The organism is Brachybacterium sp. SYSU DS0246 (assembly GCF_059391765.1).
On sequence record NZ_JBZXYT010000012.1, the window covers coordinates 38,617 to 60,852 of the forward strand.

Genomic DNA, 22,236 nt, shown 5'->3' on the forward strand with positions numbered 1-22,236 from the left:
GCGCACCAGAGTAGGGCCCGCAGCGTGATCTCCGGATCACGTGCTGGCCGCGGCCGGGCCCGAACCTGTAGGACGGTGCGGTGAGCACCACCCCGTCGGATCCCGCCCCCGCCTCCTCGACGCCCTCCGCCGGAGCCTCCCCGGAGAGCACCGGATCCCTCTCGCCCGCGCCCGACGGCCCGGCACCGGCCCGCGCCACGCGCGCCACCGCCGTCGGCGGCCTCCTCGCCGTCCTCGCGGTGAGCGTGGTCGCGCTGAACCTCCGGCCCGGCGCCAGCTCGCTGGGACCGCTGATGGGTGACGTCGAGGCCGCCTACGACCAGGGCGCGACCGCCTCCGGGCTGCTGACCGCGCTGCCCTGCCTTGCCTTCGGCGTCTTCGGAGCCCTCGCCGTGCCCATCTCGCGCGTGCTGGGCCTGACCGGAACGGTCGTGGCCTCCTTCGTGCTGGCCACCCTCGGCCTGCTGCTGCGGCCGACGGTCGATGCCTTCGCCCTGTTCCTGGTCCTGTCGCTGCTGGCCCTGGTGGGCCCGGCGCTGGGCAACGTGGTGGTGCCCGCGTGGATCAAGCAGCACGGGGCCGCGCGCACGGTGACGCTGCTGACGCTGTACAGCATGATGCTCGCGCTCGGCGGCGCGGCCGGAGCGGGTCTGTCCGTGCCGCTGGCCGGTCCCGGCGCCGAGGGCTGGCGCGAGTCCTTGCAGTTCTGGGGCATGCTCGCCGCGGTGCCCGTGGTGATCTGGGTGCTCGTCCTGGTCCGCACCGGTCACGACTTCCCGCCGCCGTCACCGGCGGGCGAGCTGCGCGGTTCCCTGCTGCGCTCGCCGACGGCCATCGCCCTGACCGTCATGTTCGGCCTGCAGTCCACGAACGTCTACACCCAGTTCGGCTTCCTGCCGCAGGTGCTGACGTCGGCCGGGATCTCCCCGATGAGGGCGGGCGTGATCATGGCGGTGGTCCTGGCGTGGGGCGTCGTCGGCGGCCTGGTGATGCCCGTGGTGGTCGACCGCTCCCGGCACCTGCCGTGGATCGCGGCCGGCTTCGGCGCGCTGACCGCGATCGGTTATCTCGGGCTGTGGCTGGCGCCGGCCGTGAGCCCGCTGCTGTGGGCCTGCGTGCTGGGGGTGGGCGGTTTCGCCTTCCCGACGGTGCTGACCCTGATCCCCCTGCGCAGCCGGTCCCCGCTGGTGACCGCGCGGCTGTCCGGCATGGTCCAGCCCTACGGCTACATCCTCGCCGCGATCGGGCCGATCATCGCGGGTGCGCTGCTCGATGCCACCGGCTCGATCCCCGCGCTGCTGGCGATGATGGCCGCCAGCGGCGTGCTGCTGGGCGTGGTCGGCCACCGCGCCGCCCGGCCCCGGATGGTCGACGACGAGATCTCCGCCTGAGAGCTGCCCGAGCGCAGCGGATCAGCGCCGGTCAGAACCTGAGCATCCGCCGTTTTCGTGACAGGATGCCTCCCATGAGCATCGTCCGTGCGCTGCGCATCCTCGCCTCCCAGCGGCCCACCCTGCCCCCGCGCGCCGTCGCGGCCCCTGCCCGGGTCCAGCGGCGCAAGCACCAGGGCGTGCCCGTGACCTGGATCGACGCCGACCGTGCCGCGGCCTCGACCATCGTGCACCTGCACGGCGGCGGCCACCTGTACGGCGAGAGCCCGAACCACTGGGGCTGGCTGGAGGAGGTCGGCCGGCGTGCCGGCGCGGCCACCGCGATGGTGCACTTCCGGTTGCCTCCGCGGTACCCCTTCCCGGCGGCTCTCGACGACGTCCTCGGCGCGATCGACGCGATGGGCCGGGAGTCGCTGCTGCGTCCGGGCCGCTGGGCGCTCTCGGGCGACAGCGCCGGGGGCGGGCTCGCGCTCGCCGCCGCCCAGTCGCTGATCCACGCCGGCGCGGATGCCCCGGCTCTGCTGCTGCTGGAATCCCCGTGGGCGGACCTCACTCCCGCCGCTCGCCGGCCCGCGGGCACGGAGGGCGCTGAGGACGGACAGGACGACGAGCACGCTGCGGACCTGCGCACCGCCGTCCGGCTGTACGCCCGCGGCGTGCCCCCGGAGGACCCGCGCATCAGCCCGCTGCACGGAGAGCTCGGCGCACTGCCGCCGGTCCACCTGGTCACCGGCGCCGAGGACTACCTGGTCGAGGACTCACGGCGTCTGCACGCCGCGATCACCGACGCCGGCGGCACCGCGACCTACCTCGAGATCCCCGGCGCCGGCCACGACCCGGCCATCCATGGCGACGGCCCCGCCGCGCAGACCGGACGCCGCTCGCAGATCGAGGCCGCCCACGCCTGCCTGAGGCACCCCGCCGCCACCTGAGGTACGCGCTAACCTGGTGCCCATGACGCGAGGCGACCACTTGGTAGATGACCATGTGACCTGGGACGGCAGCTCGAGAGCCGTCGCCATGATCCGAGATCTGGTGACGCCGCACAGCTCCGAGGGCACCCTGCGCATCGTCGTCCAGCAGGTGACCGTGCGCGAGCAGGGGCGCGAGAGCGGGATCCACGAGGTCATCGACGCGATCACCGACGTCGGCGGGAATCTGGTCTCGATCCCGCTGACCGCCTCCGTGCGGGAGGACGAGCCCACCTCCGCGCGCCTCGATGCGGCGATCGAGCGGCTGCGCGCCGACCTCGCCGCGGATCTTGCCGTCGCCGTCGACAGCCTCGAGGTCGTCCTGGACGGCGACGGCGCCCACCAGGTGCGGGTGGCCTTCGCGGTCGAGGTCTCCGCCGGGGAGCTGACGACGCGCAGCGCCCACCCCGCACTGCACGACGGCGCGCACCACATCGTCCACCACGCGCCCGCGCTCGAAGAGCTGCGCGACCGGCTGGCCGGTCCTCCGCCCGGCCCGCTGCGCCGTGCGCTCGAGGCGGTTCGCGGCTGGATGCGTGCCCGGGTGCCCAGGGTGCGCTGAGGCCCGACGACGGCTCGGGCAGGCGCCGCGGAGAACCGGGGTCCGGTCCTCAGACGGGGCACATCCCGTGCGCTGTCGCGCCCGGAAGCGGGGCTCCGAGTGCTCTCGCGAGGGTCACGCCGAGATCCGCCCAGGACCCGTCCGCGGGAGAGGACGGCAGCCCCGGCCCCGCGGCCAGGGCCGTCACCGGTGCCGACGGGTCGGAGACCGCCCGCGGGCCCGCGTAATAGGGATCATCGCCCTCGACCAGCGGGCGGTGGGTCGCCGAGAGCCCGAACACCGTGCCCGGGGTGCCCTCGAGCACGGCGATGACGTCGGTCTCCGCGGTGGCCCCCACTCCGTCGTCGACCTCTCTCAGCTGCAGCCGGGTGTGCTCGCTGATCTCGCGGAGGGCGCCGATCGCGGCGTCCCGCACCACGGGGCCCTCCGCGCGGCGCACGTGCAGCACGCCCCGCGGGCCGTCGGGCCACACCAGGGCATGGAAACCCGCCAGCTGCGTGCCCTCGGTCTCGGCCAGCCCCTGAGCGGCCAGGACCGCGTTGGGATGGACCAGCAGTGCCGTCGGCACCAGCGGGCGACCCGGGACCAGCACCATGCGGTCGTCCTCATCGGGCGCGAAGGCGTCCACGATCCGGGCGATGGCATCGGCGGTGTCCACCAGCGCACGAGCAGTCGCCGGCGTCTCCAGTCCCGAGGAGCGGCGCTCGATCCCCAGCCCGGTCAGGCGCGCGGCCAGCAGATCGAGACGGCCGCCGTGGCAGCACTCGGCGGCGATCTCGGCGACCAGCTCGTCCTGGGGCACCTGGGAGAGCTGCACACCGGCCTCGCGGCGTGCCCGGAGATGCTCGGCGACCATCCTCGGGGAGCTGGTCTGCTCGGTCATCTCCCACCGGTTGCGGAAACGGCCCAGGTCCTCGACCAGCGGCAGGCAGAGGTCGAGGGAGGCGCCGGCGGTCGCGGGCCACTGCAGGGCGGCCGTGACGAGACCGAGCTCCTGCGCGGTCTCCAGCAGCGTGGGAGCGGTGACCGCCTCGGCGTACCAGGTGGAGCGGCGATCGGGGCGGTCCGGTCGGAAGGGCGCCTGCGTGGCCACCCCGGTGTGGGCGACCGACGCCCCGGTCACCAGGCTCGTCAGTGCGGGCGCAGGTTCCGAGGGGCCGCCCGGGCGGATCCGCAGCGGCGTCGCAGCGGCGATCGGTCCCGTCCCGTCGGTGAGGGCGCCGATGTCGTGCTCGTCGAGGCCGTCCACGGCGAGGACGAGGGTGCGGCCGGCGGGCATGGGCCTCCTCCCCTCCGTGCGGTCGGTGCGCTGCTGGGTCGACATGGCGTGAGTCGGACAGCGGCGCGGGTCATGCGCTGGATCGATGTTCGCGCAACCGTACGGCCGGCGCCTTTCCGGGGCGCAAGGCGGGGGTGAGCGTGCGGCCACGTCCAGGTGAACAGCGTGTGTGGAAGCTGCCGCGCGTGCTTCGGCGCCCGGCCCCTCACTCGCAGACGACGTTGGTGGAGCTGCGGCCCTCGAAGAGCGCGGAGTGGTCGTCCAGCAGGGCGTCCCGGGGGATGCGCGGGGAGGCGATGACATTGTCCATCGTGGCCTTCTGGGCCGCCTGATGCTCCTCGCTGTCGGCGAGCGCCGGGACCGGCAGGCCGCCCTCGTCCGTGGTGGCGCAGCCGTCCAGGCCGTGCACCGTCACGCGGAGCGTCGCCTCGCTCGCCGAGCCGTCCGACTCGATGGTCGCGACGATCCCGAGCCGGTAGGCGATCACGCCGACGGCATGGCTGTCGGTGTCCAGGACGGTCCAGGCCACAGTGCTGCCGAGCATCAGCACGGGCAGGTCCTCCCGTTCCCCGCGGAACCAGTCGGCGGCGATCGCCGGCCGGCCGACGGTGCGGTACCGCTCAGCGGGCGAGAACGCGTAGAAGTGGCGCCCGCCGTCGTTCCACGCCGTCTCCAGATCCTCGACCCAGTACTCGGGCGTGGCGTCGATGATGTGCTCCAGTGCGGCGTCGTCGTCCAGTCCGCGCAGCGCGGAGGGAGAGAGGTATGCCTCCCGGACGAAGTCGACCAGAGGCGCTCGGGCTGGATCGAGCGTGGCGTCGTCGGTGCCGAGCTCGTCCCACTGCGACGGTGCCGGGTCAGGCGTGCGGACCGGCAGGGCCAGGACCTCCTCCGCGGTGCGGGCGTCCCAGTTCTCGGGGTCGAGCTCGGCCAGCGGGTCCCGGGCGATGTCGCTCGAGGTGGGTACCGGGGAGGGGCCGCTGCACGCGGTGGCCTGGGTCGCCAGCGCCGCCCCGGGAATGGCGAGCAGGCGGGTGAGGTCGCGGCGCCGCACGGACTCCTGTGGGAAGGTCACCTGAGCTCGGGTTCGAAGGTGTCCGCGCGACCGGAATCCGCATCGAGCCGGCGGTGGATGGTGCGCGCCTGCTCCCGGTCGCGGCGGGTGGCCTTGTCGACGAGTTCGCTGGTGTCATGATCGGGTTCGTCGGGCTGCAGAACCGTCCACACGACGAAACCGATGGTCAGCAGCACGGTGATGGCCAGCAGGATTCCGATCAGGGGCCAGGAGAAGGCGACCGGGTCCCAGATCGGGTCATCCTCGAGCGGTGCTGCCAGGCCCACGTCATTCCCCTCCGGTCGCTGAAGGTGGCCAGCATAACGTCCGCATTCGGGCGGCCGTTATGCTGAGCGGGTTATGGCTGATGTGATTGTCGGGCGCTTCGCGCTGATCGACCTGATCGCCAAGGGCGGTTCGGGGTCCGTCTGGCGCGCCTGGGATTCGAAGACCCAGGAGCTGTGCGCGGCCAAGGTGCTGCGCCAGCGCGACTCGGCCGACCTCATGCGCTTCGTGCGTGAGAAGGGCGTCACCTTCGACCACCCCCATCTGCTGACCCCGTACGGCTGGGGCGCCGAGGACGAGCATGTGGTCATCGCGATGCCGCTGGTCTCGGGCGGCACCCTCGAGTCGGTGGTCAAGAAGAAGGGCAAGCTCGCCGAGCCCGCCGTGGCGGTCATCCTGGACCAGCTGCTGGACGGCCTCTCCCATGTGCACGCCGAGGGCTGGATCCACCGCGACGTGAAGCCCGCCAACATCATGTTCGAGCCGCGCGGTCGCGCCTTCCCCGTCTCGCGTCTGGCGGACTTCGGGATCGCCGTGCACGAGAGCGACGTGCGCTTCACCCACGTGGGCATGGTCAACGGCACCCCCGGCTATATGGCCCCGGAGCTGTTCTCGATGGCCGAGCCCGCACCGTCGCACGATCTGTACGCGGCCGGTGTGGTCGCTCTCGTCGCGCTGAACGGCCCGATCAAGCTGCACGACGGCGCCTTCCGTCCCGACGAGCTCTCCCAGTACCTGCGCGGGGTCACGCCGAAGCTGTCCGCCGTGATCCGCAGACTGGTCGCCGCGCAGCCGGAGGAGCGCTATGCCAGCGCCGACGCCGTGCGCCGCGACCTTCCGCGCGTGCCCCGCGGCTATCCGCTCACGCACGCCGACGGCACCCCGCTCGAGTTCCAGGACACCCTGGAGCCCCTGCCGGAGAACGCGCCCGGTGCCGCCCGACCCGAGCGGCCCGCCCCGCAGGTCGCGGCCTCCTCCATGGAGGCGATCCGCGCCGGCCGGGTCCAGCAGGGCTTCTCCTCCGGCTCGGCGTCCCCGCAGACCGGACCGCAGGGAGCGGGCGCTCACGGCACCCCGCCCCAGTCGCAGCGCGGACCGCAGCCGCAGCGCGGAGCCCAGCAGCACACGCCGCCCGGACACGGGCCGCAGGGGGCACCGCAGAGCACTCGCCAGGGCACCGTCTCCTCCCCGGCGCGCACGGCCACCGGGGCCACCACGGCCACGGGCACGGCCACCGGGCCCGGCGGCACCAACCGCAGCACCCTGCTCGCGGTCGGCCTCGGCGTCGCCGCGGCGGTGATCCTCGGGGTCATCGTGGCGGTCACGCTGGTGGTGGTCTTCCGTCCCGACGGTGGTGCCGCCGGTGGTGCCGCCGCCCCGGTCAGCGACATCGACTCCGCCTTCGCCGAGGTCGAACCCGGCCAGGAGTGCCTCGCCGAGGACGAAGGCGTCATCGCCATGACGGCCGACGGCGCCTACCTCTCCTGCACGCAGGCCGACGACGGCGACGGGTACGTCTTCACCTGAGGCGCGACCGGCCGGCCGCTCTCAGCCGGCGGCGACCGTGGTGACGTCGAGCGACTGCACGAGGGCCTCGCGTCGCGGATCGGTCAGCAGATCGATCCGCACAGAGGGCGCACCGTCGTAGGCGCCGCGCAGGGTCCAGCGCAGCTGGGCACGGCTGAGCACCGTGGCGTTGTCCGGTCGCAGCAGCTCCAGGGCGCTGTGGTCCAGGCCGGCTGCGGCCAGGGCCGCCTCCAGGCGCCGGCGGCGCTCGGCGCGGGTGCTGTCGAGGTCCATGTTCCCGGCGAACCAGATATCCGCCGTATTCTCTGTCTCCTTCGTATCTGCCGCGTCCGCGGCAGCGGCGTCGCCGGTGCGCAGCCAGTCCACCGCGGCGGCGGCCGCCCGGAGGGTCTGGCGCGAGGCGGTCTTCCGCGGCGGGGCGAGCAGCTCCGGGACCTCGCGCTGCAGCAGGCGCAGGGCCTGCATCGACAACGGCGTGGCCGGGGCGTACTTGCTGTTGGCCAGCGCCACGACGCCGACGCCGGAGGCGCGGTGCCACACCATGAACGAGCCGTAGCCGGGGTAGCCGCCGGAGTGGGAGATGACCTCGCCGAGGTCGGGGAACTGCTCGACGACGAGGCCGAGCCCGTAGCCGCGCACCCGGTCGAAACCGGGGGAGCGTCCGTCCTCCCCGGCGGGCAGGGGCGCCAGCGGCTGGTGGCGCTGGAGCTGCTGCATCTCGCGGCGGGAGGCGGCCGAGAGCGGGGGTGCGGCCGGCTCCCCGGCGGGGGTGGCCTCGCCCGGGGCGTCGGCCGCGGCCAGGAAGCGCACCCAGGTCGCCACGTCGTCGACCGTGGAGAACAGGCCGGCCATCGCGCCGTACACGCCGGGGGAGTCCAGCGGCACGGGCTCGAAGCGGGTGGCGTCGCTGCGGTCGCCGACCCGGTGCCCGGTGGCCAGGCGTCCCGTGTCGATCGAGGCGGCCTCGAAGGCGGTGTCGGCGAGGCCCAGGGGGTCGAGGAAGCGGCGGCGGATCTCGGTGGTGTAGTCCGAGCCGGTGACCTCGTCGATCACGCGGCCCAGCAGTGCGTACCCGGTGTTGGAGTATTCGAACCCGGTGCCGGGGCGGTGGACGTGACCGAGGCCGGCCCGCAGGATCTCTGCGAACTCCTCGCGGGTCAGGGCCTCCTGGCGGTCGCCCCACGGATTGTCGGTGACCAGGCCCGCGCTCATCGTCAGCAGGTGGCGCACGGTGACCTCGGGGTCGTCGGGACCGGTCTCGAAGGCCCCGTCGGCCTCGGCGACGTACTGGGCGACGGGATCGTCCAGGCGCAGTCGTCCCTCGTCCCGCAGCGCGAGCACGGTCGCAGCGGTGAACGACTTGGTCATCGACGCGATCCGGGAGATGGTCCCGCGGTCCATGGGCGCGGAGCCGGGGGCGGGGCGGCCCTCGGCGAGCTCCCGGTGGCCGGCCGCGCCGTGAGCCAGCACGGCCCGGCTGTGGCCGTGCCCTCCGATGAGCGCCCAGGTGACTCCGGCGGTGCGGTGCCGGGCGACGGCGTCGTCGAACAGGGCGGCGATCTCTGCGCTGACGTGCTCCGGGACGATGTCGGCCGCGGAGGCGACGGGCGGGGCGGCAGCAGCGGAGGCGGAGGCGGGGGAGGTGGCAGGCATGATCCTCACTCTATGGCCGGGGGCTGGTCGCTCGGGGCGGCGCCGGCACGGTAGAACGAGGCGATGGCCGCCGCCGGTCCGTCGCCGATCACCTCGGCCAGCAGCGCCGGGTCCATGCGGGCCGGGTCGAAACCGCCGCGCGCGGCGGGACCGTCCCCGTCCTCCGGCGTGCCCGGGTCCTCCGGCCCGCTCGCCGGACCGGGACCGCTCGGGTCCTCGGGGCGTGCCGGACCCGTCGGCCCCGTCGCCGCGGGGCTCCGCCCGCCGGCCGGGGGGACCAGGTCCTCGAGGGCGAGGCCGCGCAGGGTCAGCAGCTGCACGGGCCGCTCGTCGACCTCCTCGACCAGCACATAGACCAGTGCCGCGACGTGACGGCAGGGTCCCGGCCAATCCAGGCAGGAGCAGTCGTGGGAGAGCTCGGAGGCGCCGCGGGGCAGCAGGGACACCTCACAGCGGGCGAGCTCTGCCTCCAGGTCCTGGGGGTACTCGCCGCCGGCCAGGCGCGTCGGTAGGTCCGGGCGGGTGCGGGCGACCTGCACGAAGGCCTCCCGGTCCGCGGGGCTGAACGGAGGGAGGTCCACGCGTGCCTGGTAGAGGTGACCGTCGGCGTCGAGGACGTCGCCGCGGGCGATGCCGGTCTCGATGTCCAGCCACTGCACGCGGCCGGCACGGGCGTCGGCCTTGCCGCTGCCGGCGCGGCCCACGCCGAGGATCGTCTCGGCCGCGTCGCGCAGGGCGGCGGCGTGCCAGTTCCTGCCGATCGCGCCGCGGCGCGAGGTCAGTCTGATGCTCATCGCGGAATCCTCACGGTCGCTCGCCTCGGTCGGCCGGGTCGGTCCCGTCGCCTCTGTCGGCTCCGTCGGTCCCGTCGGCCGTCCCCAGCTCGTCCCCGCTGAGCGAGAGCATGTCGGCCAGGGTGTCGTCGTCGAGGGAGGCCAGCCAGTCCTCCCCGGGACTGATGGTGAGGTCGGCCAGGGTCTGCTTGTCGGTCAGGACCGTGTCGATCTTCTCCTCGACCGTGCCGGCGCTGACCAGTTTGTGCACGCTGACGTCGCGACGCTGGCCGATGCGGAAGGCACGGTCGGTGGCCTGGTTCTCCACGGCGGGGTTCCACCAGCGGTCGAGGTGGACGACGTGGTTGGCGGCGGTGAGGGTGAGCCCGGTGCCGCCGGCGCGGAGGCTGAGCAGCATCAGGCCGGGACGGTCGCGGTGGGACTGGAACTGGGAGACCATGTCGTCGCGGTCGCGTTTGGAGACCCCGCCGTGGAGGAAGGGCACGTCCAGGCCCAGGTGGGCGAAGCGCTCCTGCCAGTACGGGACCAGCAGGTGGCCGAAGGTGGTGAACTGCGTGAACAGCAGCACCTTCTCCCCGTCGGCGAAGGCCGTCTCCAGCACGTCGTCGACCAGCTCGAGCTTGCCGGAGCGGTGCTGCCCCTCGCGTAGCAGGGGCGAGCCGTCCCCGAGGTAGTGGGCCGGATGGTTGCAGACCTGTTTGAGCCGGGTGATGGTCGAGACCACCAGGGTGCGGCGGGTCTTCTCGTCGGCGTCGCGCAGCTGGTCCAGGAGCTCGTCGACCAGTGCCTGGTACAGCCCGGCCTGCTCGGGCGTCAGGTTCACCACCCGGGTCAGCTCGCTCTTGTCCGGCAGGTCCTTGATGATCGAGCGGTCCGTCTTCACGCGGCGCATGATGAAGGGGGAGGTGACGAACTTCAGCCGGCGCAGGGCCGCCTCGTCGCCCTCCTCCTCGATGGGCTTGGCGATGCGGTCGCGGAAGCTGGTGGCGGTGCCGAGCAGGCCGGGGTTGGCGACCTCCATCAGCGAGTGCAGGTCGGCCAGCTTGTTCTCGACGGGGGTGCCGGTCATGGCCAGGCGGTGCGGGGCCTGCAGCGCGCGGGCGGCGCGGGTGACCTGCGTGCCCGGGGTCTTCACGTGCTGCGCCTCGTCGAACACGATGCGGTGCCAGGGAACGGCCGAGAGCACCGGCTGGTCGCGGGCCAGCAGCGAGTAGGTGGTGATGACCAGGTCGAGGTCCGCGGCGCCGGCGACGAAGGACTCATCGCGCACCCGGGTTCCGCCGTGGTGGACGTGGACGGACAGGTGCGGGGCGAAGGTCGCCGCCTCCCGCTGCCAGGCGCCGACGACGGACATCGGGCACACCAGCAGCGTCGGACCCACGGTGCCCGCCGCAGGCGCCGGGGCGGTGTCGGGGGCCGAGGGTGCGTCGTCGGGCCGCAGGGGGCCGGTCCCTTCCCGCTCCCGGCACAGCAGCGCCAGGACCTGCATCGTCTTGCCCAGGCCCATGTCGTCGGCGAGGATCCCGCCGAGGCCGAGCCGATCCAGCGCCCACAGCCAGTTCAGCCCGTCGAGCTGGTAGGGCCGCAGGGTGGCATCCAGGGTCCGCGGCGCAGGGTGGGGATAGGCGCCGCTGCCGCCGGGCAGGAGCCGTGCCAGACCCTCGCGGCCGCCGGCCACGAGCGCCTGCACGCCGAAGTCGACGTCGGCCGCCTCGGGCGAGAGCAGCATGGAGAAGATCTCCATCCACGGCGCCTGCCCGGAGATCTCGGCGGGGGCCGACGGGTCGTCCGCGGAGGGCGGCGGCAGGGTCGGCGGAGTCCCGGCGGGGCCTGCGGCAGGTGCCCGCTGGGCTGCGCCGGCGCTCGGGGGCGTGCCGTCCTCCCGGTTCTGCTGGCGCCGATCGCGGGTGCCGGCCGTGAAGGCGTCCAGGAAGCGCTCGGCCGCGCGGAGCGTGGTGGGATCCAGCCGCACCCACTTCCCGCGCAGTTGGACCAGCTCCGACTGGGCCTCTCTGATCTCCTCCATCTCCGCCTCGGTCAGCTCGGTCTCGCCGACGGCCACGCGCCAGCGGAACGTGGCCATGGCGTCCAGGCCGACGCCGGAGGCCTTGCGCTCACCCTCGGCTGCCGCGTCCTCATCCGCCTGGGGGCGCACGGTGGTGCGCTGCTTGGTCCAGTCCCGCGGCAGCAGCACGGTGATCCCCGCGTCCTCGAGCGCCGGGGTGTCGTGGGTGAGGAAGGCCCCGGCCTGGGCTGTGGTCAGCAGCCAGCCCACGCCGGTCTCGTCCACCGCCGCGTCCCGCACCGTCGGGGCCTCGCGCATCACGGCGGCGGAGGCCTCGGCGGCCCCGGATGTGGTGAGGTCGCCGACGGCTCGGAGGTCGGCGACGGGATGGACGGTGCCGTCGGCCTCGCGCAGGCAGGTCTCCAGCGGCCAGGCCGTGCCGACGGGCGGCTCGAACAGGCGCACCACCACGTCGCTGTCGCTCGAGCGGAGCCTCACGCCCGGCCGCCCCGACTCGACGAAGGCATCGAAGGCCGCAGTGATCCGGCGCCGGGCCGGCAGATCGGCCTCGAGGTCGCCGTCGGCCGCGAGGGCCGCCAGCACCCCGAAGCGGTCATCGGCATCCGAGGCGTGGGGGTGCGGCGGGTGCTCGAGCGCCTGGACGTGCGCGGCGAAGGCCGCCCGCGCGTGCCCGTCGACCAGGGCGTGCAGCATCGGCGACGCCTCCCGCTCGGGGGCGCGCCATTCCAGCACGGGCCGGCCGAAGCGCTCGGCGGCGCGGACCCGGAGCTGGCGCTCGGCGACGAGGCGGCGCGCCTGCAGATCCAGCAGCGCCGCGGCGATCAGGTCGGGCATGGCGACCAGGTTCTCGTCGAGCCTCGCAGCGGCACCCTCGCCGATCAGCGCGCTGAGGCGGTCGACGAGCTCGTCCCCGAAGCGACCGCTCAGCAGCTCGGTCACCGCGCCGACCAGGGCGGTCAGGGACGGGCCGGCCAGCGGCAGCGCGGGGACCCGGCGATGGCCGTCGCGGCCGGGAATCCGTATCCGGTGCCGCAGCCGGTCGGGGGCCTCCGCCAGAGCGTCGGAGAGGTCGGCCGGGGCCTCATCGCGCAGCCCGGAGAGATCCTCGAGCGCCTTCGAGCGGCCGGGCCCGGTCTGCTCGCGCACCCACAGGGCGGGACCCAGGTCCTCGTCGACGACGAGGTGCAGACGGCGGACGGGCATGATCACCAGATTAGGCCCCGGGGCCGACAGGGGTGTGCCGGGAGCGCCGTGCTGTGGACGCGCGGGGTCGGGAGGGACTGGGCCGGGTAGGGCGCGCCCGAGGAGGTTGGTGGCAAGAAGGTGTAGCTGAGCGGACCGTGCCCCTCTGTCAGGGAGGGCAGCTGCCGCTCAGCTACAGGTTCGTGCCGGTGCGCAATTCGTACCCGCTCAGAGCCCGTCGATGATCAGCGCGGTCGCGTCCAGCCAGGCTTCCTTGGTCTTGGGGTGGATCCGCGACCAGTCCAGGTGGGAGCCGCTGACGAACTGCTGCTCATAGGGCACTTCGGTGACCGCGCGGGTGTGCGCCCCGAAGTGGGCGAGCAGGCGCTGACGCAGCGTGGAGTCGACCTTCCCCTTCGCGGAGTGGGACAGGATCGTCACCGCGTGGTCGACCTGTTCGGCCAGCCCCGTGGCCCGCAGCTCATCGATCATCCACGCGGCCGCGTTGAAGGTGTCCTCGCGGACGGTGGAGATGATGACCAGCTGGTCCGCGTTGCGCACGGCGGCCAGCCAGTTGGAGGCGCGCACGTTGTTGCCGGTGTCGATGACCTTGATGCGGTAGAACCGCGAGAGCGTGTCGTTGAGCTCCCCGAAGGCCTCGTCATCGATCAGCGCGGCCGAGCCCGGGTCCTCGTCGGAGGCCAGGATGTCGAACCGCATCTCGCCCTGGGGCCGCACGTACGGATCCAGATCCGCGTTGCTCGCCTCGGGAGAGCGCAGGCGGTCGATGTCGTGCAGCAGGTCCACCGCGGTGCGGTGGTGCTCGGTGGGGAGCCCGCGCCAGCCCAACGTGCCGCGGGTCTCGTTGTTGTCCCAGGCCAGCACGTTGCCGCCGCGGGTCACGCCGAGGGTGGCGGCGATCATGAGCGAGGCCGTGGTCTTGTGGGCGCCGCCCTTGAGGTTGACCACGGCGATGTTGCGCGGCCCATCCAGCTGCCGTCGGATGCGCTCGAGGCGCTCGTTGTCCAGGCGCTCGGCCTTGCCGGGGGCCGGGGAGATGGCCCCGCCGGTGAGCTTGGTGATGAAGCCGCGGAATCCGCGCGTGGCCTTGGCCTTCTCCGGGCGCGCCGTCGAGGACTGCAGGTCCTTCAGGGTGGGCCGGCCATCGGAGTCGGACACCGTGCGCGGCGGCAGCGGGCGCTTGGACGCGGAACTCCCGGACGCAGCAGAACGGCCGCCCTGCTCGGAGCGCTCGTCCCGACCCGGCCGGTCCTCCTGGCCAGAGCGGAGACCGCCCGACGGGACGGAGGTGATGACCTCGTCGCGCGACGCCGATGCCGGCACCGGCGCGTGCGAGCCCGTGTCGGAACCGGCGGCAGGAGCGGGGGTCGCGGACGCCGCCGATCCGGCGGAGGAGGATGCGGAGGGCGCCGACGCCGCCGATCCGGCGGAGGAGGATGCGGAGGTCGCGGACGCCGAGGGCGCGGAGTCCGACCCGGCGGACCCGTGCGAGGCCACGCTGGCTCCGGACAGGGCCGAGGGAGGCATCGCGGCCGCCCGGCGCCGGCGGGCACGATGCGGCCGCACCGTCGGCAGTTCGCCGGTCGCGGGGGAGCCGACGGCGGGATGCTCCCCGGTCACGGGTGAACCGATGGCGGCGTGCTCCCCGGTTGCGGGCGAGCCGATGGCCGCATGCTCCCCGGTGGCGGAATTGGTCTCGGCGGGGCCCGCGGGACGGGCGGGGCCCGCTGGGCCGAGGGAATCCGGGGTGATCGAGCTGAGGTCCGCGGTGTCGTCCGTCGGCAGCGATTCGGCGGCATGGCCCCCGCTCGGCGGCGCGATCAGCGGGTCGTCGATGGCGGGCCCGTAGAGCGGACGGTCATCCGCCGTGCGCCCCGCGATCCGACCCGTGGGCTCGACCCGCAGATGATGGCGCACATCCGGCTCGACGATCACCACGTCCACGGCCTCGCCGCCGCTGCGGGCGGCGGTGATGAAGACCTGCTTCACCCGGTTGCGGATCTCGGGGAGGTTGGCCCCGGTGACCTCGACGGTCTCGTCGGCCAGATGCACGGTGGCAGTGGTGTCGGAGGTGATCCGCGCCTGCGCGATCATCGATGGTTCCCTTCCACATCCTGGTGTCCGCCTCGCCGGGTGTCGGCCGAGCGGCATGTATCGCACCCACTCTACGGGCGTGCGGCCCCGGATGCCCGACGACCAGCCCGCTTCTGCCACGGGCGGGTGCATACAGTGGACCCGTGCGCACCACACTGGTCACTGATCCGGCGGTCCCCGGCGCGAACGAGGACGCCGTCGGCGTGCTCGGCGACGTGGCCGTCGTCCTCGACGGCGCCGGCCTGCCCCGACGGTTCCGCGCCGGCTGCCATCACAGCGTCGCCTGGTTCTCCCACCGGCTGGCCGCTCACCTGCTCACCGGCGCCCAGGATCCGGGGACGGATCTGACCGGGGCGCTGGCGCGAGCGATCGCCGAGGTGCGCGGACTGCACGAGGACGAGTGCGACCTCGAGGCAGGCAGCCCGTCGGCCACCGTCGTCGCCGTCCGCAGAACCGGTGAGCACCTCGAGCATCTCGTGCTGTGCGACTCCTCCCTGCTGCTGCACGCCCGGAACGGAGGAGTGCGGCGCCTCAGCGACCTCCGGGTCGATGACGTGGCACGTGAGGAGTCCGCACCGGAGGGCGTCGAGGAGCGACGCAATGCAACCGGTGGCTTCTGGGTGGCCCGCCACGAGCCGGAGGCTGCGGAACAGGCGCTGACCGGACGGACCCTGCTGACCGATCTGTCGGCCGTCCATCTGGTCTCCGACGGCATCACCCGCACCGTGGACCTGCTCGGGATGCATGACGACGATTCGCTGTCCGCGGCCCTGAGCACTGCTCCTGGTGAGCTGATCGCCGGCCTCCGAGCCGCCGAGGAGACGCTTCCGGAGCATCGCCGGCCCCGCAAGCTGCATGACGATGCGACGGTGCTCACACTTTCACTGTGAAGGTCGCGACAGCGGCCCGAACGCCGCCCGAGCCCCGTCCGGCGCGAGGCGGCGGGCAGGGTATCGACAGCTCGTGAGCATCACTGCAGAACACGCGGCGGGAGCGGTGTTTTTGATGTACGTTGACGACACCTTGGGCGCTTCGACACCAACCCCAACCCTGAATGTTCCTGCATGTCACCTGCGAAAACACGGAGTGCTGGCGCGTTTACACAGAGCCGAGGACGACCTAGACTCAAGGGGAACGCGTTGTCGCGACGAGGGGCCGTCTACGGACGTGTGCGGCCTTCGGATCGCCGTGATGGGGACAGGTCTCGTGAGGGTCACAGTTCCCGGTTTCGACTGATAACGTCGCGGCCGTGCCACCCGGCACGGTGTGAAAACTTCATAGATGTGCCGCTTCCCAGGACCCCCCTCATGGGGAGCGGCCGGACGGGCACAATGCCAGGTTCCCCCACCTATGGCAGCCCGTCCAGCCTGTTCGCCCGCACCCACCCCTGACGGACGACAGGCCTGACGAGCGGTCCGTGAGCCCCCGACATTGTCGGTTGAGAGCTCCGGGCCGCTCGTCCTGTCCGGAGACGTTTCGGCGCCGGGACGGCCGGAACGGCGTCGCCGCTCGCGGAAGGATCGCTTATCGGACCGCGCAGGGCCGTGGCCCCGCGCGCTGGCGACCCGTGGACGCTCGCGTCGGCCGCACAGAACCCGAGTCGGTCACTCCAGCCGCTCGCGGCTGCGCACATCCGTGACCCTGTTGGAACGAGCGCCGAATTCCAACAGGATCACGGATGCGACGCCCGGTGCGCCCGGGGCGCCCTTCGTCATCACGCGCCGCGGTGCCCAGGACGCGGGGAGGTCAGCGATGCGGGCCGCGAGGTGCTCAGCCGAGGATCGCGACGTCGCTGCCCGGGTCCAGGCGGTAGCCGGCGCCGCGGACGGTCGAGATCAGGCGGCGGTAGCGGCCGAGCTTGGTGCGCACACGACGCACGTGCACGTCGACCGTGCGCTCACCGGTGTCCGCCGGGGCCTCGGCCCAGACGGTCTTCATGAGCTCCTCGCGGGAGACGGTCCGCCGAGCGTTGCCGGCCAGCTGGGCGAGCAGCTCGAACTCCTTGTAGGTCAGGTCCACGTCCTGCCCGTCGATCCGCACCCGGCGGCCGAACAGGTCGACCACCAGGCTGTCCTCGGCCGCGACCGACGGGCTCGAGGGGCTGACCGCGGTGGCCAGGGCGGCCCGGCGGCGTGCCGCCTCCGCATCCCGGCGCGCCGGGGAGTTCGGGGAGACCACGCCGGAGCGGCGCGGGCGCAGCGGGCTGACCGCGGCCGGGCTCTGCTCGCGTGGCGGCAGGGTGCGGGCGCTGGAGCGGCCGGGGGCGGCCGTGGCGGTGAAGGCGTCGGGGCTGTCCACGGACACGCTGGTGCGCGCTTGCTGGGAGGCCGTGAGGCGCTGGGCGTGGGAACGCAGGTCATCGGCGATGCGGGCGGCGTCGACGTCCCCGGTGCCGGCGGGAAGGGTGACCGACACGGTGACGGTCACGCCCTCGTCGGAGGTCTGCGGGCGGGGTGCCGAGGCGCCGGCACGATGCGGGGCGCGGGTGCCCGGGCGGGCCGTGGCGGGTCGAGCGGCGGCCGGACGAGCGGCGGCGGGACGGACGGTGGTGGCGGGACGGTCCAGGGTGATGGTCATGATGCGAGTTCTCCGAGGTGCGGCGCTGTATCGCGCGGCGGGCGGTGGGCCCGGGATCCCTGGAGATCGACGCCTGAGGGCGGATCATCGAGGGGCGTGCTCCCGGAAGCACCTGGAGCCCGCGCCTTCCGGCCGGCTCCTGTCAGCCGACCCCGGAGGTGCCTTGAGCTCTCAGAGGCTCGGCTGACGATGCATCATCGGCATCATCATCATGAACATCATCGAGCGCATCGCAGAGCGGACCACCCGGCGGGTGGTCTGGCTGAGCGCGGCGGTCGACGTCATGTCCACGAGCATGCACCGCCCTGCCGTCTCGGGCAAGCAAGCGTTCATATTCTGAAACGCCACGGACGCTAGGCGCCTCGGAACTCCAGGTCAGGCCGTCGCTCAGGCGGTGCGGCGCACGATCAGCAGCGAGTCCTCGAGGTGACCGTGCTGTCCGTCCGGGCCGTCGGCCTCCCGTTCGCGCTGCTCGGCGACGTCCACCGCCCAGGCAGAGGGGTCCAGCGCGAGCTCGTCGGCCTCTTCCTGGGCCGTGAGCATCTGCTCGTGCGGGCCGGTGGGGCCGGCGCCCTCATGGTCATGCGCCTGCGCCCACGGCGGCGGAGCCGCGTGGGAGACGACCACGAGGAGACCCTCGGGAGCCAGCGCACGCGCTGCCCGGCGCAGGATCCGGGTGCGGTCCAGCGCCACCCGGGAATGGAAGAACGACGCCGTGACCAGGTCGTAGGACGCCTCGTCGGGCTCCCACGCCGAGAGATCGCACTGCTCGAAACGAGCCGATCCGGGGCCGAGCTCGCGTGCTGACGCCGCCTCCCGCGCCCGCGCGACGGCAGTGGGGGAGAGGTCCAGCCCGAGCGCCTGCCAGCCCTGTTCGGCGAGCCAGAGCACGTCGCCGCCTTCGCCGCAGCCCAGGTCGACGCTGCGACCGGGTGGGAGGCCGGCCACCGCGGCGGCCAGGGTCGGGTTGACGCGTCCGGACCACACCGGCTCCGCGCCGGCATAGCGCTGCTCCCAATGGGCGAGCGGGCTCTCCTCGGAGCTCATGGCGTCGCGGCGCCGGTCAGTCGACTACGCCGAAGAGCCGGTCACCGGCGTCACCGAGGCCGGGGACGATGTAGCCCTTCTCGTTGAGCTTCTCGTCGACCGCGGCGGTGACGATGGTCAGGTCGATCGCGGGGTCGATCTGCTCCTCCATGGCCTTCAGCCCCTCGGGGGCGGCCAGCAGGGTGACGCAGGTGATGTCGCGGGCGCCGCGCTCGTGCATGTACTCGCAGGCCGCGATCAGGGTGTGGCCGGTGGCCAGCATCGGGTCCAGCACGAAGCACTGCCTCCCCGAGAGGTCGTCGGGCAGGCGGTTCGCGTAGGTGGTGACCTCGAGCGTCTCGTCGTTGCGGACCATGCCCAGGAACCCGACCTCGGCGGTGGGCAGCAGGCGGGTCAGGCCGTCGAGCATGCCCAGGCCGGCGCGCAGGATCGGCACCACCATGGGCTTGGGGTTGGAGAGCTTGGTGCCGGTCATCGCGGTGACGGGGGTCTCGATCTCCACCGGCGCCACGGCGACGTTGCGCGTCGCCTCGTAGGCCAGCAGGGTGACCAGCTCGTCGGCGAGCTGGCGGAACACCGAGGAGTGGGTGGCGCGATTGCGCAGCACCGTCAGCTTGTGGGCGACGAGCGGGTGGTCGATCTCCAGGACGCGCATGGTGCGAATCTACCGGACCACGCAGAACAGCAAGACCGGTCAAGCGCGCGCCAGGCACGCGACGAATACTGGATCACATGGACGAGAACGAGGAGAACTCACCGGATCCGCTGCACCGGCTGCTCGACGCAGTCCTGGACGAGCGCCACCGCACCCTCGGCGACATGGCGGGCGGCGCGTTCCTCTCCCCGTTCCACTTCACCCGACAGGTCAGCGGGCGCAGCGGCGAATCCCCGCTCGCCCTGCGCCGACGGGTGCTGCTCGAACAGGCGGCCTGGCGCCTCCAGCGCGGCACGTCCGTCACCGACGCGGCCTTCGCCGCCGGATACGACTCCGTCGAAGGGTTCTCGAGGGCCTTCCGTCGCGCCTACGGCCACGCGCCGAGCGATCTCCCGTCGGCCGACGTGCGCGGCCACTGGCTGCCCTCGCCCAACGGCCTCCATTTCCATTCACCGACGGCGTTGTACCTCGACGCCGGGACACCGGAGGAGATCTCGGCCGGGGACGTGGTCGGGATCCAGGTGCGCCACGACCTCGAGGACATCGACGCCCTGCTGGAGGCGGCCGGCGCGCTCGGGCCCGATGAACTCGCGCGGGTACGACTGCCCGGCAGCGCCCCGCGCGGCTGGGACGGGGCCGACGAGACGATCGGGCAGCTGCTACGCCACCTCGTCCTCAGCAAGGAGCCCTGGCTGGCCAGTATCGAGGCCCGCACCGCGCCGGACCTCAGCAGCGGCGAAGATCCCGATGAGCTGCGCGAGCACCACCGCGAGATCGGCGCGCGCTGGCTCGCCCTGGTGCGCGACATCCAGCGCCGCGACGCCTGGCAGGACAGGATCATCGACGCCCTGTGCGAGCCGCCGGAGTCTTTCCTGCTCTCCCAGATCATCGCCCACGAGCTCACCTTCTCCGCCCACCGCCGACTGCTGGCGCGCTGGATGCTCGCCGACGCCGGCGTCGACCTCTCAGCCCCCGCATTGGACCCCGATCCGATCCTCTGGCACCGCCGCACGACAGGAGAGCAGCCGCTATGACCGCCTACCGCTTCTACACCGCCACCACCCTGGACGGCTTCATCGCCGACGAGCACGCCAGCCTGGACTGGCTGCTGTCCCAGCCGGAACCCTCGGGCGGCATCCTCGACTACAACCGCTTCATCGCCGGGATCGGCGCGGTCGTGATGGGGTACACCACCTACCAGTGGGTGCTCGACCATCCGGAGGCGCAGGGCGACGGCCCGTCCCCCTGGCCGTACGAGCAGCCCACGTTCGTGTTCACCCACCGCGAGCTTGACCCGGTCGCCTCGAACATCCGCCTGCTCTCCGGAGCGCCGGAGGCCCACCGAGAGATGCTCGAGGCCGCGGCCGACGGGAGGGACGTCTGGATCGTCGGCGGCGGGGACCTCGCCACCCAGTTCGCCGACGCCGGCATGCTGGACGAGATCGACGTCTCGATCGCCCCGGTCACCCTCGGCGCCGGCCGACCCCTGTTCACGGGCAGGTACGACCTCGAGCTCGAGGAGTTCGGCCGCAGCGGGGCCTTCCTCGAGGCGCGCTACCGGGTGGCGGGCAGGCGACAATAGCGGCCATGAGCGACGAGGAGCTGATGGGGCTGGCCATCGACCAGGCGCGCGCCGCCGCCGAGCGGGACCCGGCCGACGTCCCCATCGGTGCCGTCGTCCTCGGGCCCGACCTCGAGATCCTCGCGGCCGCCGGCAACCGCCGCGAGGCCGACCAGGACCCCACCGCCCATGCCGAGATCCTCGCCCTGCGGGAGGCCGCCCGGGTGCGCGGCCGGTGGATGCTGCCGGACTGCACGCTCGTCGTCACCCTTGAGCCCTGCACCATGTGCGCCGGCGCGATCGTGCTCTCGCGTGTGCACCGGCTCGTCGTCGGCGCCCCGGACCCTAAAGCCGGGGCCGCGGGATCTCTCTACGACCTCGTCCGAGAGCCCCGGCTGAACCACCGCGTCGAGCTCACCGACGGTGTGCGCGAGGCCGAGTGCGGCGACCTGCTGCGGGACTTCTTCCGCGCCCGCCGCCGGAGCTGAGCGGCCCACATGGCCCTGGCCAACCGGATCGACAAGATCTGGTCGGGCGGTCAGCATCGTCGTACGCTCATGAGATGAGCACCGTCCCCGCAGACCCACAGAACGTCGAGAGCGCTGCGCACGTGGTCAAGGTGCAGGAGGCGACGACGGCGCCGGCCCGTCGGCCGATGGGCTTTCTCCGCTACCGTCTCCCCGACACCTTTTTCGACGCGCTGCCGGAGCATGAGCTCCGGGCGTGGGACGCCGGCGAGGTCAGCGCAGACTCAGTATTCGACGGACTGCCGGGACTCGACCGCGTCTGGTGACCCAGAGGGCGCGGCGAACACGGACTGCACCTAGCCCGCCATGGACCGGACGTAGTCATTGGGCTCGCCCGTCAGCGAGGCTTTCGCGGCCCGGCTCTCGTCGTCGACCAGCACCTCGGCGTTGCCCGCCTCCAGTCCGTCGAGCGACGCGCGCACGACGTCCTCCGGCGAGATCTTCGGGATGTCGAACCCGGCGGAGAAATCCGTGTCGACGGCGCCGAAGTGCAGGCCCTGCACGAGGACGCCAGCCGGAGCGAGCTCGGACCGCAGACCGTTGGACAGGCTCCACGCGGCCGCCTTCGTCGCCCCGTAGGCGCCGTTCTGCGGCGGTGAGAACCACGCGATGGCCGAGAGCACGTTGACGACGGCGCCGCGCGAGGCGCAGAGCGCGGGCGCGAAGGCCCGGGTGAGTTCCCACGGGCCGAACACGTTCGTCTCGAACAGCCGGCGCGCCGTCTCGAGAGACCCCGTGACCAGCGACTCGAAGGCCACGGCGCCGGCGTTGTTGACCAGGATGGTGGTATCGCCCGCTGCCCCTGCGGCGCTGGCGATCTCGGTGCGGTCGGTGACATCCAGACGCACGATCTCCACGCGTGGGTCGTGGCTCAGCTCGGCATCGATCGACAGCGGATCTCGCACGCCGGCATAGACCCTGCCCGCCCCCCGCTCCAGGAAACCTGAGACGAATGCGCGCCCGATACCTCGGTTCGCGCCGGTCACGAAAGCGGCCTGTCCGCTGATCCTCATCGAGCTCCTTCTCGTCG

General features: G+C 73.0%; 20 protein-coding genes. 9 read left to right on the forward strand and 11 right to left on the reverse strand.

Translation table 11 applies throughout. From position 1 onward, the window contains the following. The first annotated feature begins 80 nt into the window (after positions 1-80). From AC5020_RS07690 to AC5020_RS07700, 3 genes are all read left to right on the forward strand, one after another. Positions 81-1,391 (forward strand): MFS transporter, encoded by a 1,311-nt coding sequence (locus tag AC5020_RS07690; protein WP_464987825.1) that lies wholly within the window; start codon positions 81-83, stop codon positions 1,389-1,391. 74 nt (positions 1,392-1,465) lie between these two features. Next, positions 1,466-2,323 (forward strand): alpha/beta hydrolase fold domain-containing protein, encoded by an 858-nt coding sequence (locus tag AC5020_RS07695; RefSeq protein WP_464987826.1) that lies wholly within the window; start codon positions 1,466-1,468, stop codon positions 2,321-2,323. Positions 2,324-2,345: 22 nt separating this feature from the next. Next, positions 2,346-2,924: a hypothetical protein gene (locus AC5020_RS07700; protein ID WP_464987827.1), complete on the forward strand. Its 579-nt coding sequence runs from the start codon at positions 2,346-2,348 to the stop codon at positions 2,922-2,924. Between the two features lie 49 nt (positions 2,925-2,973). Here AC5020_RS07700 and AC5020_RS07705 read toward each other — a convergent pair whose 3' ends face one another. The 3 genes from AC5020_RS07705 to AC5020_RS07715 form a co-directional block, all read right to left on the reverse strand. Further along, the gene (locus tag AC5020_RS07705) at positions 2,974-4,203 is read right to left on the reverse strand and encodes an alkaline phosphatase family protein (RefSeq protein WP_464987828.1); all 1,230 of its coding nucleotides are present in this window, start codon (positions 4,201-4,203) and stop codon (positions 2,974-2,976) included. A gap of 205 nt (positions 4,204-4,408) precedes the next feature. Next, the gene (locus tag AC5020_RS07710; protein WP_464987829.1) at positions 4,409-5,278 is read right to left on the reverse strand and encodes a hypothetical protein; all 870 of its coding nucleotides are present in this window, start codon (positions 5,276-5,278) and stop codon (positions 4,409-4,411) included. Beyond that, positions 5,275-5,544: a hypothetical protein gene (locus tag AC5020_RS07715; RefSeq protein ID WP_464987830.1), complete on the reverse strand. Its 270-nt coding sequence runs from the start codon at positions 5,542-5,544 to the stop codon at positions 5,275-5,277. Before AC5020_RS07715 ends, AC5020_RS07710 begins: the two co-directional genes overlap by 4 nt. 73 nt (positions 5,545-5,617) lie before the next feature. Between AC5020_RS07715 and AC5020_RS07720 the strand changes: the two genes are divergently transcribed. Beyond that, complete coding sequence (locus tag AC5020_RS07720; protein ID WP_464987831.1) at positions 5,618-7,069, forward strand: serine/threonine protein kinase; 1,452 nt, start codon at positions 5,618-5,620, stop codon at positions 7,067-7,069. 21 nt (positions 7,070-7,090) lie between these two features. Here AC5020_RS07720 and AC5020_RS07725 read toward each other — a convergent pair whose 3' ends face one another. From AC5020_RS07725 to AC5020_RS07740, 4 genes are all read right to left on the reverse strand, one after another. Beyond that, complete coding sequence (locus AC5020_RS07725) at positions 7,091-8,722, reverse strand: serine hydrolase domain-containing protein (RefSeq protein ID WP_464987832.1); 1,632 nt, start codon at positions 8,720-8,722, stop codon at positions 7,091-7,093. A gap of 5 nt (positions 8,723-8,727) precedes the next feature. Then, on the reverse strand, positions 8,728-9,516 hold the full coding sequence (locus AC5020_RS07730) for an SWIM zinc finger family protein (RefSeq protein WP_464987833.1): 789 nt from the start codon (positions 9,514-9,516) through the stop codon (positions 8,728-8,730). 10 nt (positions 9,517-9,526) lie between these two features. Continuing rightward, a complete protein-coding gene (locus AC5020_RS07735; protein WP_464987834.1) occupies positions 9,527-12,745 on the reverse strand; it encodes a DEAD/DEAH box helicase in 3,219 nt (1,072 codons plus the stop codon). A 207-nt stretch (positions 12,746-12,952) separates the two neighbouring features. Beyond that, a complete protein-coding gene (locus AC5020_RS07740) occupies positions 12,953-14,839 on the reverse strand; it encodes a MinD/ParA family ATP-binding protein (RefSeq protein ID WP_464987835.1) in 1,887 nt (628 codons plus the stop codon). A 143-nt stretch (positions 14,840-14,982) separates the two neighbouring features. Between AC5020_RS07740 and AC5020_RS07745 the strand changes: the two genes are divergently transcribed. After that, complete coding sequence (locus tag AC5020_RS07745) at positions 14,983-15,729, forward strand: protein phosphatase 2C domain-containing protein (protein WP_464987836.1); 747 nt, start codon at positions 14,983-14,985, stop codon at positions 15,727-15,729. 880 nt (positions 15,730-16,609) lie between these two features. Here the strand turns inward: AC5020_RS07745 and AC5020_RS07750 are convergent. The 3 genes from AC5020_RS07750 to upp form a co-directional block, all read right to left on the reverse strand. Beyond that, positions 16,610-17,416, reverse strand: coding sequence for a winged helix-turn-helix domain-containing protein (locus AC5020_RS07750; RefSeq protein WP_464987837.1), 807 nt, complete (start codon positions 17,414-17,416; stop codon positions 16,610-16,612). A gap of 387 nt (positions 17,417-17,803) precedes the next feature. Further along, positions 17,804-18,463: a class I SAM-dependent methyltransferase gene (locus tag AC5020_RS07755; RefSeq protein WP_464987838.1), complete on the reverse strand. Its 660-nt coding sequence runs from the start codon at positions 18,461-18,463 to the stop codon at positions 17,804-17,806. Positions 18,464-18,479: 16 nt separating this feature from the next. Continuing rightward, positions 18,480-19,118, reverse strand: a complete 639-nt coding sequence (gene upp, locus AC5020_RS07760; protein ID WP_377018783.1) for a uracil phosphoribosyltransferase — start codon at positions 19,116-19,118, stop codon at positions 18,480-18,482. Between the two features lie 77 nt (positions 19,119-19,195). Between upp and AC5020_RS07765 the strand changes: the two genes are divergently transcribed. From AC5020_RS07765 to AC5020_RS07780, 4 genes are all read left to right on the forward strand, one after another. Next, the gene (locus tag AC5020_RS07765; RefSeq protein WP_464987839.1) at positions 19,196-20,152 is read left to right on the forward strand and encodes a helix-turn-helix domain-containing protein; all 957 of its coding nucleotides are present in this window, start codon (positions 19,196-19,198) and stop codon (positions 20,150-20,152) included. Continuing rightward, positions 20,149-20,700 (forward strand): dihydrofolate reductase family protein, encoded by a 552-nt coding sequence (locus AC5020_RS07770; RefSeq protein ID WP_464987840.1) that lies wholly within the window; start codon positions 20,149-20,151, stop codon positions 20,698-20,700. The genes AC5020_RS07765 and AC5020_RS07770 overlap by 4 nt, the downstream gene beginning before the upstream one ends. Positions 20,701-20,705: 5 nt before the next feature. Next, positions 20,706-21,167, forward strand: coding sequence for a tRNA adenosine(34) deaminase TadA (gene tadA, locus AC5020_RS07775; protein WP_464987841.1), 462 nt, complete (start codon positions 20,706-20,708; stop codon positions 21,165-21,167). A 74-nt stretch (positions 21,168-21,241) separates the two neighbouring features. Next, positions 21,242-21,472 (forward strand): hypothetical protein, encoded by a 231-nt coding sequence (locus AC5020_RS07780; RefSeq protein ID WP_464987842.1) that lies wholly within the window; start codon positions 21,242-21,244, stop codon positions 21,470-21,472. A 30-nt stretch (positions 21,473-21,502) separates the two neighbouring features. Here AC5020_RS07780 and AC5020_RS07785 read toward each other — a convergent pair whose 3' ends face one another. Next, positions 21,503-22,219 carry an SDR family oxidoreductase gene (locus AC5020_RS07785; protein ID WP_464987843.1) on the reverse strand — a complete coding sequence of 239 codons (717 nt, stop codon included), beginning with the start codon at positions 22,217-22,219 and terminating at the stop codon, positions 21,503-21,505. Positions 22,220-22,236: the final 17 nt, after the last annotated feature.

Coding starts and splice junctions, on each gene's coding strand:
- AC5020_RS07740 (WP_464987835.1), bottom strand. CDS start 14,839: ATGATCGCGCAGGCGCGGATCACCTCCGACACCACTGCCACCGTGCAT.
- AC5020_RS07730 (WP_464987833.1), bottom strand. CDS start 9,516: ATGAGCATCAGACTGACCTCGCGCCGCGGCGCGATCGGCAGGAACTGG.
- tadA (WP_464987841.1), top strand. CDS start 20,706: ATGAGCGACGAGGAGCTGATGGGGCTGGCCATCGACCAGGCGCGCGCC.
- AC5020_RS07750 (WP_464987837.1), bottom strand. CDS start 17,416: ATGACCATCACCCTGGACCGTCCCGCCACCACCGTCCGTCCCGCCGCC.
- AC5020_RS07725 (WP_464987832.1), bottom strand. CDS start 8,722: ATGCCTGCCACCTCCCCCGCCTCCGCCTCCGCTGCTGCCGCCCCGCCC.
- AC5020_RS07735 (WP_464987834.1), bottom strand. CDS start 12,745: ATGCCCGTCCGCCGTCTGCACCTCGTCGTCGACGAGGACCTGGGTCCC.
- AC5020_RS07785 (WP_464987843.1), bottom strand. CDS start 22,219: ATGAGGATCAGCGGACAGGCCGCTTTCGTGACCGGCGCGAACCGAGGT.
- AC5020_RS07720 (WP_464987831.1), top strand. CDS start 5,618: ATGGCTGATGTGATTGTCGGGCGCTTCGCGCTGATCGACCTGATCGCC.
- upp (WP_377018783.1), bottom strand. CDS start 19,118: ATGCGCGTCCTGGAGATCGACCACCCGCTCGTCGCCCACAAGCTGACG.
- AC5020_RS07755 (WP_464987838.1), bottom strand. CDS start 18,463: ATGAGCTCCGAGGAGAGCCCGCTCGCCCATTGGGAGCAGCGCTATGCC.
- AC5020_RS07695 (WP_464987826.1), top strand. CDS start 1,466: ATGAGCATCGTCCGTGCGCTGCGCATCCTCGCCTCCCAGCGGCCCACC.
- AC5020_RS07705 (WP_464987828.1), bottom strand. CDS start 4,203: ATGCCCGCCGGCCGCACCCTCGTCCTCGCCGTGGACGGCCTCGACGAG.
- AC5020_RS07780 (WP_464987842.1), top strand. CDS start 21,242: ATGAGCACCGTCCCCGCAGACCCACAGAACGTCGAGAGCGCTGCGCAC.
- AC5020_RS07770 (WP_464987840.1), top strand. CDS start 20,149: ATGACCGCCTACCGCTTCTACACCGCCACCACCCTGGACGGCTTCATC.
- AC5020_RS07765 (WP_464987839.1), top strand. CDS start 19,196: ATGGACGAGAACGAGGAGAACTCACCGGATCCGCTGCACCGGCTGCTC.
- AC5020_RS07700 (WP_464987827.1), top strand. CDS start 2,346: ATGACGCGAGGCGACCACTTGGTAGATGACCATGTGACCTGGGACGGC.